Source organism: Paenibacillus sp. FSL H8-0280, assembly GCF_045040665.1.
Taxonomy (GTDB): domain Bacteria; phylum Bacillota; class Bacilli; order Paenibacillales; family Paenibacillaceae; genus Paenibacillus; species Paenibacillus xylanexedens_A.
On the sequence record NZ_CP150296.1, the window covers coordinates 4,761,689 to 4,778,663 of the forward strand.

Consider the following 16,975-nt stretch of genomic DNA (forward strand, 5'->3'; position numbering starts at 1 on the left):
CTCCTATACCACATTCAGCGGCTTTTCTGTTGCTCCCGCAGAGAGAGCCGTAGACTGCGCAGAAGCAGCGTCTTGCACAAGTTCAGGATGAATCACGGCCTGGTATTTCCCATCCGACGACAAAACACCTCCATCCAGCCCAATAAGTACCCTTGTCGTCTCATAACATGTTTCCTCCATCGTCACCTTCACCCGGTCCGGCTTCATTGCCAGCATAAACGCAGTCCCTTTGTTAATGCCCCGATAAGGCACCAGCCGCAGTCGATCCTGCCACTGAAAACTTTCCTGATCCAGCTCCAGAATAAGGTTGTCCGGCGCCTCGTCCTTGAGTCTACCCTTCCATGAAGCGGGTAACATGTCTTGCCATAACGAAACCTCCATCACCATGACCGGCATGCGCGATAAGGGATCTGTAAGTTGATTGCCCGTATCCAGAAGGCCTGTACAAGAAATGACTACCTCATCGATGCAGACCTCAACTTTACCCAAATAGGTCGTCATGCGATCCGTTTTCCGTTTTGAGCTCTGCACAGCTTTGAATAAAAACAGGACAGCAAAAAATACGATAAACGTGAACCAGAAAGCAATTTTCAGATCAAATGACATACCGCCAGAAGCCGTGAACCAAATGCCGTTAAACAACTCACCGGAGCTCTGAAGCATGTAATGCACACCCAGAATACCTCCGGCAGCGACAAAATTAATCACATAGAAGGTACCGAGCGTCCTCGCAAAAGCCTGCAGACCTTTAAAACCAAAAGCAATCGTAAGCATGACCAGCGAGAACCCGAACTTGATCAGAAAGGTGAACATAAAATCAAACTCCGGTACAAACATCATGACCACGTATAATGCACCCACAATGGCTGACAGCAACCATCGCCACCAAACCAGCTTTGTCTTGCGCATCCAGGCGGTCATTCCGATGAGTGCACCGTCAATACACAGGTTTGTCAAAAAAATTAGATCCACATAAACAACCAAAGTCTTCACCTGCCTGCGCGCAACATATCGAAATACCGGTACCCGATATCCTGATATTCATGAGCATATTCACAAGTATACGGAGCCCCCTGTTCAAAGTCTGTCTAATCATGGGGGTGTGGTTCCAACTTTTTTTGTCGGAATTGCTCAGGCCCTTTGTTCAGAATTTGTTCATTGCTGTATGCTATGATATCTAAATAAACAGAAAAAACCCGGTCACTCCATAAGGAGTACCGGGTTTCCAATAAATTGATTTGCGTATTAATCGTTGTTATTATTGCGTGAACGATTGCGTAAAAATGTCGGAATGTCCAGCTGATCATTGCTCGGCTGATTTCCGAAAGGACGCAGGTTCGGCGAACGCGTATCTGTCGTCTCCGCTGTTGCTGGAGCAGGCTTACGTCCTGGTGGTGGTGGAGCAGGTTTATCTTCAAAACCAGTTGCAATAACTGTAACCTTAATCTCCTCTTTCAGGTCTTCGTCAATGATGGCACCAAAGATCATATTCACTTCCGGGTCGGAAGCAGATGTTACGATCTCTGCCGCTTCGTTCACTTCATACAGGGACAGATTAACGCCACCCGTAATGTTCATGATTACGCCGCGAGCACCTTCAATAGAAGTTTCCAGCAAAGGACTCATAATGGCTTTCCGTGCTGCTTCTGCGGCACGATTCTCACCAGTTGATTCACCAATCCCCATAAGGGCTGAACCACGTTCGTGCATAATCGTTTTGACGTCAGCAAAGTCAAGGTTGATCAGACCCGGTACAGCGATCAAATCAGAGATACCTTGTACCGCTTGACGAAGTACGTTATCCGCTTGACGGAATGCTTCAAGCATAGGAGTCTTTTTGTCTACGATCTCGAGCAAACGATCATTAGGAATCACGATCAGTGTGTCGACTTTTTCCTTGAGAGCTTCAATACCTTGCTCTGCATGGCTGGAACGCTTGCGTCCTTCAAATGTAAATGGACGAGTTACGACACCAACGGTAAGTGCACCACACTCTTTAGCGATTTCGGCAATAACCGGAGCCGCACCTGTACCTGTACCACCGCCCATACCGGCTGTAACAAATACCATGTCTGCACCTTTCAACGTGTTCATGATCAGATCGCGGGACTCTTCCGCTGCTTTTTTACCTACATCCGGGTTGGCGCCAGCACCAAGACCACGAGTCAATTTATCACCGATTTGCAATTTATGCTCGGATTTCGCCAGGTGTAACGCCTGAGCATCCGTATTCACCGTAATAAATTCAACACCTTGTACACCATTTTCAATCATACGGTTGACTGCATTGCTTCCGCCGCCGCCTACACCGATGACTTTAATTTGAGCCAAGCTCTCCATCTCGAAATCAAATTCCAACATATTATTCCATCTCCCCCTCAATGTGCATGGATGGCCCGTCCAATTTTTGATTTGAACCGAATCAATTTCATATATCGACGAACGAAAGCGTTTATTTTAGTACCGGCGCATTCAGACGGCTTCAAGAATGTATGAAATGGATCCAACCTGTTATATAAATTCGCTGAACATATTCTTCAGCCGCTCGAACAGACCGGGTTTTTGCTCCGATTCCTGTGCCGTATTTGGCTTCGGACGGTTGGTCGGTTTCTTGTTGTTATTATTGTTGTTGTTGTTATTTCCACCGCCGTTATTGATCGAGGGACGAATGCGCAAACTGCGAATTACACTGTGCAATATGCCAACTCCGCTTGTAAACCCGGGGTCACGCACACCAATATAATCCGGAACTGCAACTCGTACCGAAGCAGCAAGCTCATGCTGAGCGACCTGCAGAACCCCCGGCATAGAGACCGTACCTCCCGTAAGTATATAACCTCCAGGAAGCTCGTTGTAACCAAGACGCTTCACTTCTTGGGATATCATCTGGAATATTTCTTGAACCCTAGGTTCAATAATTGCTGCCAGATCCTCCTGTGAAAACTCCTTGTCTACATTACTGCCAATTCGGGTGACTTTGAACATCACATCCGCAGCAGCATCATCCAACCAGGCGCAGCCATATTTCAGTTTCACTTTCTCTGCCTGATCCGTTAACGTGCGTAAGCCATAGGCGATATCATTTGTTACAAATTCCCCACCTATTGGCAACGTTGATGTTGCAACAAGACTGTCTTCTTCAAAAATGGCGATGGTTGTTGCACCTGCTCCAATATCAACAAGCACTGAACCCATCGTTTTTTCATCTTTGGACAAAGCCAGTTGACCCGCTCCAAGCGACATGAGAACCAGATCGCTTACTTTCAGACCCGCTTTTTCCACGCAGCGCAAAAGATTATGTATCGCGGTTTTTGCACCCGTAATGATCGTTGCTTCAACTTCCAGACGAACACCAATCATACCACGGGGGTCCTGTATGCCCTCCAAGCCATCTACAACATATTGCTTGGCGACAACATCAATAATTTCCCGTTCCGGCGGAACTGCAATGACTTCGGCTGCTTTCAACACCCGTTCCATGTCTTCTTCTCCGATTTCACGATCCTCGTTAGACACAGCCACGACGCCGTGACTGCTCATCAGTCCGATATGATTTCCCGAGATTCCAACATACACTTCGGATATTTGAATACCTACCATACGTTCTGCATGATCCACTGCGTTGCGAATCGACTGCACCGTCTGATCGATATCTACGATTACACCTTTGCGAATTCCCTCCGAGTCGGCAGATCCAACTCCTATAATATTAAAGGTTCCATTATTCATTTCCCCAATAATAGCGCGAATTTTGGATGTACCGATGTCCAAACTAACAATGATGTCATTGTTGCTCAAGTCTGTGGCACCTCCTGACTCCAATAGTAAATTACGTTCGAATTTAAACACTCTTAAAACATATTCAACACACTTCAGGCTTTCCCTCTTTTTTCTACAATGTTTTTGGGTGTCAAAATCTGGTTGCCAGACATAAAACATTGAAGAAAAAAGAAGGAGGCAACTCATGTGCCATAAGTTCAAGTGTATCATTTTTTCTTCATCTCAGAAAGAACAAGTTTCATTGCTCTGACGGGGTCAAACCCCGACCTGCCTAGGCTTTCATATTCAGTCCAGCCTCATCATGGCAAAGATCAGGGGCTTGCTCCTGGTTCAGCATCATCTTCCGGGTCATCCGGGATGAAAGGGACATAGGTATCTGCCTCAAGCATGGTGATTTTCCCAGGCCGTTCGGTCTCAATCACCTGATTCAGATACTCCACTTTATCCGATAAAAGAGAGACGGTTGTAATCACTTCAAACTGCGATTTGGTATACATCCGAATCTGATCCGGAAATGAAGGCGTTGGATTCGGAATAATTTCCGAAATATCCGTCGTTAATTCATTCGGAATTTTAGCCAGTGTCTGGCTCAGTTTGGCTTTGAGTGGATCATCAGCCTTCCATTGGGTCAATATAGGCTTCTCCACAGCAACACCAATTGTTGCCGGAACCGTCAAGCTTGTCCCACTGGCTAATATCGCTTTTAGCGTACCGTCAGAACCAAGCTCATAAGCAACCGTGGCATATTCCTGAACCTTGATATGGATAATTCCCGGAAATTGCTTGTCCACGGTAACGGTGGAAATCGCCTTGATGGTCTTGAGACGCTCAATAACCTCGGCAGTACTTGTCCCAAAAAATTGTTCGCCTTCTTTCAGTCCGCTTTTCTCCAGCAGTTCTGAAGTTGCTGTATATACATTACCCGTAATTTCAATTGCCGAAATCCGACTCATGGAAGAACGAAAGAATAATACAGCCAGCAATACAATAAATAATAATAAGAGAATAATTACAATTTTGCGGCTTGTGTTTCCTTTTGGCCGATTCTTCTTCAGAACCGGAATTTGACTTTTAGGCATAAGTAGCGCTCCACAAAGCCTCAGGTCCCCTCCCTTCAAGAAGGGGACTCCAAGGACGTTAATTGGCAAAATCCAACTGTTTCGAAACGGGCGACTGTCGCTCAACCGATGCTCCAAGACTTTGGAATAACTTCTCGATCTGATCGTAGCCCCGGTCAATATGATGCACTTGCTCCACAACCGTTTTGCCTTGAGCAGCCAGACCAGCAATGACCAGAGCTGCACCTGCACGAAGATCGGTTGCTTCTACTGTAGCCCCGTACAGACGGGGAACACCACGGATAAATGCTGCGTTCAGATCGACTGAAATATCAGCCCCCATCACATTCAGTTCATCCACATGTTTGAACCGGCCCTCGAATACCGTTTCCTTCATCACACTGAATCCGTCTGCCAAACTGAGCAGCACCATGATTTGCGATTGCAAATCTGTCGGAAACGAAGGATACGGAGAAGTCACAATACGGTCTACTGATTTGGGACGGCTCATACAGCTCACCGTCATTATATCATTGCAGACTGTGATTTGAACACCAGTGCGCTTCAATACATGTATAAGTGAAGTAAGATGAGCAGGATTGCAGTGTGTAAGCGTAACATTGCCTCGTGTTGCTGCTGCTGCAATCATTACGGTTCCGGCAACGATTCGATCCGGTATAATCTCATAGGAACAAGGTTTCAGTCTCTCAACGCCATTGATCGTGATTGTATCCGTTCCTGCACCAATAATGCTTGCACCCATAGCATTCAAAAAGTGTTGCAGGTCCTGGATTTCAGGTTCTCTTGCGGCGTTGCAGATGGTTGTCGTCCCTTTAGCCATAACGGCTGCCATCATGATATTCTCGGTCGCTCCCACACTTGGGAAATCCAAATGAATATCTGTACCCACCAGATTGTGCCCATGACAGATAATCTGTTGGTCCTGCTCTTCAATCAAAGCTCCGAGCGCTTCCAGGCCCCGGAGGTGAAGATCAATTTTGCGTTCTCCAATGGCACAGCCTCCTGGCTGATACACTGACACTTGCCCAAACTTAGCCAGCAATGGTCCCATCAAAAAAATGGAAGAGCGCATCTGCTTCATTAGATCTTCTGGCACATCATATGACCGGATAGACGAGGTATTAATCGTCACTGTTCCCTGTTCATGCCGACACGTGCATCCAAGCCGTTCCAGGATATACAGCATCACTTCAATGTCCAGCAAGTGTGGAACGTTATGCAGTGTAACTTCTCCATCTGCCAACAAACTTGCGGCCATAATCGGTAAAGCGGCATTTTTTGCTCCATGGATGCGTATGGATCCTGAGAGGGGTTTCCCGCCTTCAATCACCAATTTGTCCAATGTATCACCTCCGGGGTTTACCGCTCACCCACTACGAAGACTTCCGGTACCAGGTTAATACCGTTTTGAGATGATATAGTGCTCTGTATCTGCTGCATTAGGGTGATAACGTCCTCTGCTGTTGCTTGGCCTGTATTAACAATGAAATTGGCATGCATGGTGGATACCTGTGCGCCTCCCTGGGTCATTCCTTTCAGCCCTGCTGCTTCAATCAGGCGGGCTGCATGATCACCCGGTGGATTTCGGAATACACTACCTGCACATGCCATCTGCAGTGGCTGTGTGCGGCGCCGGCGATCTTTGTAAGCCGCCATCGTTTCCGAAATGACGTTGCGCTCTCCATGCTGGAGTTCAAATGTAGCTTCCAGCACGATGCCTCTCCGATCATGCAGAACAGAGTGGCGATAGGCAAAATCCATGTCCTCCTTGCTGTAACGTACCAATTCCCCTGTCTCCAGTACAATCTCAGCGAATTTGAATATCCGTGACACATCCGATCCATGCGCGCCTGCATTCATGTACACAGCTCCACCGACAGTGCCGGGGATACCGCTGCCGAATTCCAGACCGGTCCATTCCTTTTTGGCAGCAACCACACTGAGTTTTACAAAAGAATGCGCCGCTCCGGCGGTTACACCGCCTTCGTGAAATTCGGCATAATCAAAGCCCTCGCCTGGTTTCACCACAACACCACGTATTCCTTTGTCTGACACCAGCATGTTTGAGCCCCGTCCAAGTTGCATCCACGGAATCTGATACGTGTGAAGCAATTGAACGAGATTCATCATCTGCTCTTTATTCTCGGGAATGACCAGTGCATCCGCAGGACCGCCGATCTTCCATGTGGTGTATTTGGCTAGCGATTCGTTTTCAAGAACTCTGCCAACATTATTCTGGGATAGTAACGATATCCACTGATGCATGTTTGCTTCCTCCTTTGCTTCAAAACCGATGAGCACGGTATGTTCTGTTGTTACAGACCGTGTTCTGGCGCCATGGAACGATGGTCACGATTTATACGGTATCTTATGTCAGCCCCGTCTTGTGTGTGACAATCGCCCACAATCGCACTTTATCGGCGTGCAGCAAGACGCTGAATTTCATGAACAAGCACTTCAGCTGCATCGGGTTTCCCCAGTTTCCGGGAGGCTTCAGCCATTCGTTTACGTCCCGATTCATCATTCATAATCTTGGCGATGGCTTCATACAGGACTTTGCCTGTAAGATCCTTCTCCAGCATTGTGAGTGATGCGCCTCCACCTTCTAGCGTGCGTGCATTGGCTTCCTGATGATTATTAGTCACGTTAGGTGACGGAATCAGAATCGAAGGAATACCCAGTGATGTAATCTCCGCAAGGAATGATGCACCTGCGCGGTTTACAATCAAGGATGTGCAGGCAAGCACCTCAGGCATATTATGCACGTAAGGCAGGACATGCAGGTGGTTTGGCATCGTACCCAATGAGCTACGAATGGCTTCACGCGTTTCATCAAAATAGGTATCCCCTGTCACGTAAACGACATGTACATCGTCCAGTTGTTCCAGCATTGGAGCCATGTCCACCATGGCCTGATTGATTGCTTTTGCCCCGCGACTGCCACCAACCACAAGAACAACACGGCTGTTCATCGGTACACCTAACGTGGCAAAACCACGATCACGGCTAGCCTGGGCTACCGTAGTCGCTCGCGGATTACCGGTGTAGATCACCTTTTTTGCGCCGGAAAACGATTTTTCAGAACCTTCAAAGCTAACGGCAACCGTGTCCACATAACGCATCAAAAATTTGTTCGTCAGACCAGGGATGGCGTTCTGTTCATGAATTATACTCGGAATTCCCAGTTTTGTTGCTGCATATACCACAGGTCCACATACATATCCACCTGTACCAATCACAACATCCGGTTTGAATTCCTTCAGCATTTTTTTGGACTTGCGTACTCCTTGAATGAAACGCATGACCGTTTTCAGGTTTTCGATGGACAATTTCCGTCGAAAGCCTGTAATATCAATGGATTTAAAAGGAATATTTTCTTGGGGAACCAGTTTGCTTTCCAGCCCTCTGGTTCCTCCGATGTATAGAAATGTCGAGTCCGGGTTCTCCGCCTCGCATTGTCTTGCTATGGCAACGGCCGGATAGATATGTCCACCCGTACCGCCACCGCTTAGAACGACTCGCATCGCATAGTCACCTCGCATAACGGGATAAATTCACTAAAATGCCCAGTGCTGTGAGCATGAGGGTCAATGATGATCCGCCGTAACTGATCAGAGGCAATGTAATGCCCGTAACAGGCATCATGCCAATGACAACACCAATGTTAATAATGACCTGTACGGCGACCATACCTACGATACCAACACCAAGCAGACTGCCGAAGGCATCCGGAACGGTCATGGCTACACGCATCCCTCTCCACACCAGCACCAGAAACAACAATAATACAATCATTCCACCTATAAAGCCGAGTTCTTCGGCCAAAATACTAAAAATAAAGTCCGTTTGCGGTTCAGGTACATAACTGTACTTCTGCCGGCTCATACCCAGTCCCAATCCCGCTAGTCCACCAGGACCAATTGCGTATAAGGATTGAATGATCTGATATCCGGCACCCAGCGGATCGGACCACGGGTCCAAAAACGCTGTGATACGCTGCAACCGATAGGGTGCTGCTGCAATCAAAGCTGCAAACCCCGCTACGCCGCCAAGAGCAAGCAGGCTCAGATGTTTCATACGCGCTCCGGCTGTGAAAATAATAAGCATCGATGCGCCCATCATCACGGTGCCAGTCCCCAAATCAGGTTGCAGCATAATAATCCCAAAAGCCAACCCGATCAATCCCAGCGGTGGCAGAAGCCCCGATGTGAAGGTTTTGATTTTACCCGGTTCCTTGCTCAGCCAATGAGCGAGAAACAGAATCATGCCCAGCTTCATGAATTCTGAAGGCTGAATACCGAACGAACCAATGCCCAGCCAACTTCGTGCACCACCGCGAACCACACCAATTCCAGGAATGAGCACCGCAATGAGCATAATAAAACAGGCAATCAATATAGGCTTGGCATATTTCCTCCACACCCTGTAGTCTACGTTAGCAGTTACGAACATGGCCACAAGCCCAAGCACCGCAAACAGGGCCTGTCTTTTTACAAAATAAAATGAATCGCCATAGTCATGAAAGGCAAGCACCGAGCCCGCACTATATACCATAATAATGCCGATGGCAAGCAATGCCAAAATACAAATCAGCAACCAAATATCTGGTGCCGGTCGCGTCTGTTTCATCAGGAGGCCACCCCTTGCATGGAAGTAGGGGCTTTTCCACCCCCCTACTTACAAGTTATGCGCCGCCTCTTTAAAAATGCGTCCCCGCTCTTCATAGGAAGCGAACATGTCCCAACTTGCACATGCCGGGGATAACAAAACGACATCACCGGCACTGGCAAGCTTCGATGCTTCCTGCACAGCAACGGTTAACGTCCGGGCAGCGTCCTCCTCATTATCGACGACCTTAATTTGCTTTAATCCGGCAAGTTCCGCGACCTTGGCAATTTTTGTCCGTGTCTCTCCAATTGCAACGACAGCTTTTACCCGTTCCTGGAACAAGGGCAACAACTCCATCATGTCTGATCCACGATCCAGCCCTCCTGCAATCAATACGACCGGTTCCTTGAACGAATTCAGGGCCATGACCGTAGCCTTTGAATTGGTCGCTTTGGAGTTGTTGTAGTACGCAGAGCCATTATGCTCTAGAACATATTCAAGTCGGTGTTCAACCGCCTTGAAATCTGCAAGCGGAGCAGCCAGCACTGCTGGATCAGCTCCTGCCGCTACGGCAATGGCCACAGCGGCCATTGCATTTTCCACATTGAATCGTCCAGCGATGCCAATGTTCTCGATGTCAATAATGGTGTGGTGATTTCCCTTTTCATCCGCGTAGATAATCTGACGCTTCACATCATCCTCTTCTCCATCCACATAAGGAGGATCTGCATACACACCTACATCCAACTTCTCAATCATTGAGAAGGGAAGCAATCTGCCTTTGATGTAAGGAACTAGACCACGACATACCGCATCATCCCAATTCAGAATGGCCACGTCGTCAGGCTGCTGATTCGCGAACAGTTTCGCTTTGGAAGCCACATAATCATCCAGATCCCCATGATAGTCCAGATGCGTCTCTGCAACGTTAAGCAAGCTGGCAATCCGGGGACGGAAATCAACCGTTCCTTTGAGCTGGAAACTGCTAAGTTCAACAACCATCCAGTTATCTGGAGAAGCTTGCTCTGCCGCTTCACAGAGAGGTGTTCCGATATTACCGGCAACGATCGGGTTGAGGCCGGCATGTTCCAACATTTCCCCCACCCAAGTGGTTGTTGTTGTTTTGCCGTTCGAACCCGTAATCCCGATCATGGGTGCAGCACATAGATGATAAGCAACCTCTACTTCGGTCACCACTTCAATGCCCAATGCCAAAGCTTGCTGCACAGGAGCAGCATGGTATGGGATACCCGGGTTTTTGACAACCAGCTTCACACCACTGTGAATCAGATCATCCGGATGCCCTCCGCATACAACAGAAATTCCCAAAGCCTCCAATTCGGAAGCTTCGGGACATTGATCTCTCTCTTTTTTATCATTTACTGTAACCTTCGCTCCGGCGCGATCCAGCACCTTGGCGACCTGTACGCCGCTTTTGGCCAATCCGAGCACGACTACTTGTTGTCCGCGATATGATTCAGGATGGTTCATGATCTACAACCCCTTGTTGAGATAAAGTCCAAGAGCGGCCAAAATTGCACCTACCGCCCAAAAGGTAATAACAACCCGCCATTCTGACCAACCACTTAATTCAAAGTGATGGTGAATGGGGCTCATTTTGAATACACGCTTGCCACGAGTCTTGAAAGATACCACTTGAATGATGACAGACAGGATCTCGATAACAAAAATACCACCAATGATGACAAATAGAAGCTCTGTTTTGGTTACAATGGCTACCGCACCAATCGCACCGCCAATCCCCAGAGAACCGGTGTCTCCCATAAACACTTTGGCCGGATGTGCATTGTATACCAGAAAACCGAGTACGGCTCCGATCATCGCTGCTGCACACACTGCTGCCGGCATCGACGTGGCTTGCATCGCCACAATGGCAAACGCGCCAAAGGCAATCGCACTCACCCCTGACAGCAAACCATCGAGACCGTCGGTAAAGTTAACCGCATTGGTAATGGCAAGCATCATGAATACGACAAACGGGTAATAGAACCATCCGGTCCAGTCAAACGAGAATGACGTACCTGGAATAGAGATGGCTGTGCTGTGTCCATTCTGGATCAGCAAGAAACACATCACTGCACTGAAGAACAATTGGCCCAGCATTTTTTGTCTGGCCGTCAGTCCCAGCGAACGTTTGAACACAATTTTGATGTAATCATCTAGGAAGCCAATCAGCCCGAATCCCAGCGTAGCCACAAGCAAGACATAAAAGTCTGTATTCTTGACTGCCGAAAATTTCAAAAAGGCCAATGTGAACGCAACTAAAATGACGACTCCACCCATTGTAGGTGTTCCGCTTTTTTTCAAATGGCTCTGAGGCCCATCTTCCCTAACTTGCTGTCCGAATTTCATCCGGCGTAACAGCGGAATCAGGAGCGGTGCGGCAATCACCGCCAGAATAAATGAAACGCCGATTGTTAACAGTAATACCTGAAAATCCATGGGTTCACCCCTCTAGTCTACTCGATTCTGTAATGGTGCTATTTGTAGTGCTTCGACCACGTCCTCCAGCTTCATGCCTCTTGAAGCTTTGAACAAAACAACGTCTCTGGGATGTAGTTTCTCCAGTAGATAACGGGTCATTTCTTCTTTATCTATAAAAGCATGCACAGCCTCTGTAGGCATATGCTTGCTTGCTCCTTCAGCAATCTTGGCTGATAGCGGACCATATACCAGCACCATGTCCATTTTGGCCGATGTGATATACTCTCCGATTCCGTAATGCAGATCCTGCTCTTGGGGACCGAGTTCAAGCATATCACCAAGCACAGCCACTTTCATGCGGTATCCTTTCAGACCTTCTAGTACATCGATTGCGGCCTTCATGGAGGTTGGACTTGCATTGTATGCATCATTCAGCAGGGTTAGACCACTAACGCCTTGCGTAACCTCAATACGCATGCCTGTCAGCTTCAAGCGAGACAATCCCGCGGCAATCTGCTCCGTCGTCACTTTGAAATGACGGGCTACTGCCAAAGCAGCCAGACAGTTAACGACATTATGCGTTCCTAGCAGAGGTAGCGTAAATGCATGTTCTCCAGACTGTTTGGTGGTGAAAACTACGCCGTTCTGCGCATTCATAAGTCCAGTAGGATAGTCATCATTATCGGTTTGCAGACCAAATGTAAACCGCTGCAATCCATCGGGTTGTTTCGTTGCGGGCTCTTCAAGGACTTGTGCAATTAAAGGCTCGTCTCCGTTGTAGATCAGTAACCCGCCAGGCTTCAATCCCGCGGCAATCTCGGCTTTGGCTCTGGCAATCTCCAGTCTGGACCCCAGCTGAAGCAGATGTGATTCACCAATATTGGTAATGACCGCTACATCAGGCTGCGCAATAACCGACAAATCGTTAATTTCCCCGCGACCACTCATACCCATCTCCAAAATGATAATCTCGGTATCCGGGTCCATGCTTAGTACAGTCAGTGGTAAACCAATGTGATTATTGAAGTTGCCTTGCGTCTTATGCACTTTGAACGTCGTCGAGAGAATGGCATCCACGATGTCCTTTGTTGTTGTCTTGCCGTTGCTGCCTGTAATGCCGACTACAGCCGCTTTATTCTCCGTTAGATAAGCAGATGCGAGTGCTTGCAGCGCGACAAGTGTGTCGTCAACAACAATGACAGCTCCTTGTGGCGGAATACCATGATCCTTTTGCCAGATCGCGCCTGCAGCCCCCTTCTCTAAACAGGCTTGCACAAATTCGTGTCCGTCAAACCTTTCACCCACTAGCGGAATAAACAAACTGCCTTCCAGAGGTTTACGCGAATCGGTAAACACCCCTTCGACCATTACATTGCCATGAGCGGCAACATCACTTAATGTTCCTCCACACATCTCGGCCAATTGTGCCAATGTTCTTTTTATCAATTGGATTTGCCCCTTATCGCTTCTTTGGCTATGATTCGGTCATCAAAATCGGTTTTGGTTGTGCCGATAATCTGATAGGTCTCGTGACCCTTGCCCGCAATCAATACTACATCGGCTGGGCTTGCCATTTCAATAGCTTCATGAATCGCCTGGCGTCGATCCACAATCATCGTATAACGTTCAGCAGGAACGGATTCTTCAATCAGGCCCTGTTCAATGTCTTTGAGAATCAGTTCCGGATCTTCTGTCCGTGGATTATCGGAAGTAACCAGTACATAATCACTATAATTCGCAGCAATTTTCCCCATGAGAGGGCGTTTGGTACGGTCCCTGTCACCACCACAGCCAAACACGCAAATTACACGTCCTTCGGCAAATTCCTTCACCGTCCGCAGCACATTCTCCAGTCCATCCGGTGTATGGGCATAATCGACAATAACAGCAAATGGCTGTCCTTCGTCCACTCCTTCAACACGTCCATCCACGCCCGGAACCGTCTCCAGACTACGCTTGATCTCTTCCAGCGGAATACCTTCCACCAGCGCTGCAGAGATGGCTGCCATTGCATTGTACACATTGAATTTGCCTACCATGCGCAAGCGAATATCTGTGCTGCCTGCAAATGTATCCACGTGGAAAGAAGTTCCCTGAGAAGTGATTGAGATTTGGGATGCCCGTACATCCGCCTTTTCACCCATGCCATATGTAATCACTTCAGCCGCAGTCACAGAGATGAAATAAGCCGCAGCCGGATCATCTGCATTGATGACAGCGAATTTACGCTGTGAAACATCTTCCGTATAACCGTTACCCAGTCGTGCAAAGAACAATCCTTTGGCCCCGCGATATTCCTCCATGGAATGGTGGTAGTCCAAATGATCCTGCGTCAGGTTAGTGAATACCGCAGTACGGAAATTTGTTCCCTTTACTCGCCCTTGTTCCAATGCGTGAGAAGAAACTTCCATAACACAGCAGTCCGTACCCTTCTGAACCATATCATGTAGACTACGCTGCAGATCAAGCGCCTCTGGTGTTGTTCCTGACATCGGATAGGTGCGACCGTCATACCGCATTTGAATAGTGCCGATCAATCCCGTCTTGCGTCCGTAATCACTCATGATTTTTTCAATCAAATAGGTGGTCGTTGTTTTTCCGTTCGTTCCCGTTACACCAATCATATTCATTTTCTGGCTTGGCGAGTCAAAAAAGAAATCTGCCAGAACAGCCATCGCAAATCGGCTGTCCTTCACCAGCAATTGTGGTACAGGCAGATCCAGTTGCCGTTCAACCACCAATGCAACTGCACCGGCATTTACAGCTTTTTCTGCATAATCATGACCATCTACCGTATGTCCCGGAAGACAGATAAACAGATCACCCGGTTTTACCTGCCGGGAATCTGTCTGAAGGTTTTGGCATTCTGTATTTGATTCGCCCACGAGGCGGGCGGTGGTCAGCATCGATGCAAATTGTTTTAAAAGCACATGAATAACCTCACTTTTCCAATTATACTTCTGTTTTAACATATGTCTGTATTTATTAATATCGTCAATACAACCCAATAATGAAACGCACTTGGATGAATTTTGTTGCGCTAGAAGCTTCAAACTACCCCTAAGCCCCGTTATTCATCCTTTGTGTGATCATGTGCATCGTTCAGTACATTCCCCATATAAATGCGGATGGTTGATCCCTGATCTACCCTCGCCCCAGGTTTGGGTGCCTGATTAATCACGTATTTACCATTGCCAGACTTCGCCAGCATAAAATTCATGTTCAGGTCTTCGTACAGATCTTCAACAGTAGCTCCTGTCAGGTCTGGGACTGTCACGATTTTGGTTTCACCATACTTGTATTCTTTGGCGACCTGATCCTTCCGAACAGGGACATTCATATAATGCAAAGCATCTTCAAGGATGTTCTGCACAATCGGGGCGGCAACCACGCCTCCGAACTGAATTCCTTTGGGATTATCAACTGCGGTATAGACCACAATCTGAGGGTCATCTGCCGGTGCAAATCCGATAAAGGATACGATATGCTCAGTCGAGGAATAACGTCCGTTGATAACCTTCTGGGCTGTACCTGTTTTGCCACCGACCCGGTATCCATCAATGAATGCCGGACGCCCGGTACCTTTTGCGACAACACTCTCGAGTGCTTCACGTACTTGTTTGGATGTATTCTCCGAGATCACCTGACGAACCAGTTCCGGCTTGGCTTCTTCCATGACTTCTCCTGTGACCGGATGGACCCACGCTTTCGTAACATAAGGCTTGTAAAGTTTCCCCCCATTGATGGCCGCTGACACAGCAGCTACTTGCTGAATGGGCGTTACGGATACACCTTGACCAAAAGCCGTCGTTGCAAGCTCGACAGGTCCCACTCTGGACAGTTTGAACAGAATTCCACTGGCTTCTCCGCTGAGGTCGATCCCTGTCTTGGTGCCGAAACCAAAGTCTTTAATATAGGAGAAGAGCGATTCTTTGCCCAGCCTCTGCCCCAAAGCCACAAAGCCCGGGTTACATGAGTTCTCCACAACTTGTAAGAAGGTCTGACTTCCGTGGCCACCCTTTTTCCAGCAACGTAGACGGGCTCCCCCCACCTCAACATATCCGGGATCAAAAAATTGATCCTGTTGCAGATTGACCTTTTTCTCTTCAAGCGCTGCCGCCAAAGTAATGATCTTAAATGTGGAGCCCGGCTCGTAGGTCATCCAGATCGGTAAATTTCGATTGTATATCTCCGCTGGATATTGCTGATAATCGGCAGGCTCGTATCCCGGCCTGCTGGACATCCCCAAGATTTCACCCGTTTTTGGATTCATCGCTATGGCCAATGCTGAGTTCGCCTGGAACTTCACCATGGCCTGATCCAGTTCTCTCTCCATGATGGACTGAATGGATTTATCAATGGTCAGCTTGAGGTTAAGGCCGTCCTTCGGTTCCACATACTTCTCGGATGAGCCCGGCATTAGCCTTCCGGCCGCATCGGACAAGTAGGACACACTGCCATTCAAACCATTCAGCTTATCATCATATTTCTTCTCGACACCCGTTAAGCCCTGATTATCAATGCCCGTAAAACCAAGAATATGGGCAGCCAAATCATCATAAGGATAAAAACGTTTATTGTCCTCAGCAACAACGATACCCGGAAGCTTCAAATCACGGATGCGCTGAGCTTTCTCCATCGTAATTTTGCGGCCGCCGGGTTGTAGTCGTACAATGAGTTCTCGTTTCTTGATGGTTGCGAGCACTTTTTCTTCCGTCATCCCAAGCAATGGGGCCAGCGCTTTAGCCGTCGTTTCAGCTTCTTTAACCTGAGCCGGAATGGCCATAATGGTCGGTGTTGTCACATTATAGGCCAGAGAGGTTCCATTTCGATCCAGGATCTCCCCCCGCTTGGCTGAGTAAGGAATATTACGCCGCCAGGATTCTTCTGCTTTTGCTGACAATTCAGGACCTTCCCCGAGCTGTACATAAGCAAGCCTGATCATCAGGGCCGAAAATAACAAAACTAAAATCATTAAACTCCATAGCAACCTGCGCCGCAGATTTACGCTTGATCCCTTCACGAAAAGATCCCCCCACTCGTCCCAAAATCATGACATTCGT

13 protein-coding genes are annotated in these 16,975 nt (G+C 48.0%); all 13 read right to left on the minus strand.

Annotated elements, in window-relative coordinates:
* Positions 1 to 3 precede the first annotated feature (3 nt).
* Positions 4 to 984, minus strand: coding sequence for a sigma-E processing peptidase SpoIIGA (gene spoIIGA, locus MHI12_RS20915; RefSeq protein WP_091014080.1), 981 nt, complete (start codon positions 982 to 984; stop codon positions 4 to 6).
* Between the two features lie 261 nt (positions 985 to 1,245).
* Positions 1,246 to 2,361 carry a cell division protein FtsZ gene (ftsZ, locus tag MHI12_RS20920; protein ID WP_017687306.1) on the minus strand — a complete coding sequence of 372 codons (1,116 nt, stop codon included), beginning with the start codon at positions 2,359 to 2,361 and terminating at the stop codon, positions 1,246 to 1,248.
* A gap of 150 nt (positions 2,362 to 2,511) precedes the next feature.
* Positions 2,512 to 3,798, minus strand: a complete 1,287-nt coding sequence (ftsA, locus tag MHI12_RS20925) for a cell division protein FtsA (protein ID WP_074095848.1) — start codon at positions 3,796 to 3,798, stop codon at positions 2,512 to 2,514.
* A gap of 293 nt (positions 3,799 to 4,091) precedes the next feature.
* Positions 4,092 to 4,859, minus strand: coding sequence for a cell division protein FtsQ/DivIB (locus MHI12_RS20930; protein WP_017687304.1), 768 nt, complete (start codon positions 4,857 to 4,859; stop codon positions 4,092 to 4,094).
* Between the two features lie 58 nt (positions 4,860 to 4,917).
* On the minus strand, positions 4,918 to 6,201 hold the full coding sequence (murA, locus tag MHI12_RS20935; RefSeq protein ID WP_100527062.1) for a UDP-N-acetylglucosamine 1-carboxyvinyltransferase: 1,284 nt from the start codon (positions 6,199 to 6,201) through the stop codon (positions 4,918 to 4,920).
* A gap of 17 nt (positions 6,202 to 6,218) precedes the next feature.
* Positions 6,219 to 7,124 carry a UDP-N-acetylmuramate dehydrogenase gene (gene murB / locus MHI12_RS20940; protein WP_076250757.1) on the minus strand — a complete coding sequence of 302 codons (906 nt, stop codon included), beginning with the start codon at positions 7,122 to 7,124 and terminating at the stop codon, positions 6,219 to 6,221.
* Positions 7,125 to 7,273: 149 nt separating this feature from the next.
* Complete coding sequence (gene murG / locus MHI12_RS20945) at positions 7,274 to 8,383, minus strand: undecaprenyldiphospho-muramoylpentapeptide beta-N-acetylglucosaminyltransferase (protein ID WP_036674835.1); 1,110 nt, start codon at positions 8,381 to 8,383, stop codon at positions 7,274 to 7,276.
* A 7-nt stretch (positions 8,384 to 8,390) separates the two neighbouring features.
* A complete protein-coding gene (spoVE, locus tag MHI12_RS20950) occupies positions 8,391 to 9,488 on the minus strand; it encodes a stage V sporulation protein E (protein ID WP_074095851.1) in 1,098 nt (365 codons plus the stop codon).
* Positions 9,489 to 9,536: 48 nt separating this feature from the next.
* Positions 9,537 to 10,958 (minus strand): UDP-N-acetylmuramoyl-L-alanine--D-glutamate ligase, encoded by a 1,422-nt coding sequence (gene murD, locus MHI12_RS20955; RefSeq protein ID WP_405170209.1) that lies wholly within the window; start codon positions 10,956 to 10,958, stop codon positions 9,537 to 9,539.
* A 3-nt stretch (positions 10,959 to 10,961) separates the two neighbouring features.
* Entirely contained in the window at positions 10,962 to 11,930 is a 969-nt protein-coding gene (mraY, locus tag MHI12_RS20960; protein WP_047843751.1) for a phospho-N-acetylmuramoyl-pentapeptide-transferase, read from the minus strand.
* Positions 11,931 to 11,942: 12 nt separating this feature from the next.
* Entirely contained in the window at positions 11,943 to 13,355 is a 1,413-nt protein-coding gene (murF, locus tag MHI12_RS20965) for a UDP-N-acetylmuramoyl-tripeptide--D-alanyl-D-alanine ligase (protein ID WP_047844438.1), read from the minus strand.
* Positions 13,355 to 14,842: a UDP-N-acetylmuramoyl-L-alanyl-D-glutamate--2,6-diaminopimelate ligase gene (locus tag MHI12_RS20970; RefSeq protein WP_405170210.1), complete on the minus strand. Its 1,488-nt coding sequence runs from the start codon at positions 14,840 to 14,842 to the stop codon at positions 13,355 to 13,357. The genes murF and MHI12_RS20970 overlap by 1 nt, the downstream gene beginning before the upstream one ends.
* A 140-nt stretch (positions 14,843 to 14,982) precedes the next feature.
* A complete protein-coding gene (locus tag MHI12_RS20975) occupies positions 14,983 to 16,935 on the minus strand; it encodes a stage V sporulation protein D (RefSeq protein WP_405170211.1) in 1,953 nt (650 codons plus the stop codon).
* Between the last annotated feature and the right edge of the window lie 40 nt (positions 16,936 to 16,975).

Coding starts and splice junctions, on each gene's coding strand:
- ftsZ (WP_017687306.1), bottom strand. CDS start 2,361: ATGTTGGAATTTGATTTCGAGATGGAGAGCTTGGCTCAAATTAAAGTC.
- MHI12_RS20930 (WP_017687304.1), bottom strand. CDS start 4,859: ATGCCTAAAAGTCAAATTCCGGTTCTGAAGAAGAATCGGCCAAAAGGA.
- murB (WP_076250757.1), bottom strand. CDS start 7,124: ATGCATCAGTGGATATCGTTACTATCCCAGAATAATGTTGGCAGAGTT.
- murG (WP_036674835.1), bottom strand. CDS start 8,383: ATGCGAGTCGTTCTAAGCGGTGGCGGTACGGGTGGACATATCTATCCG.
- spoVE (WP_074095851.1), bottom strand. CDS start 9,488: ATGAAACAGACGCGACCGGCACCAGATATTTGGTTGCTGATTTGTATT.
- murD (WP_405170209.1), bottom strand. CDS start 10,958: ATGAACCATCCTGAATCATATCGCGGACAACAAGTAGTCGTGCTCGGA.
- mraY (WP_047843751.1), bottom strand. CDS start 11,930: ATGGATTTTCAGGTATTACTGTTAACAATCGGCGTTTCATTTATTCTG.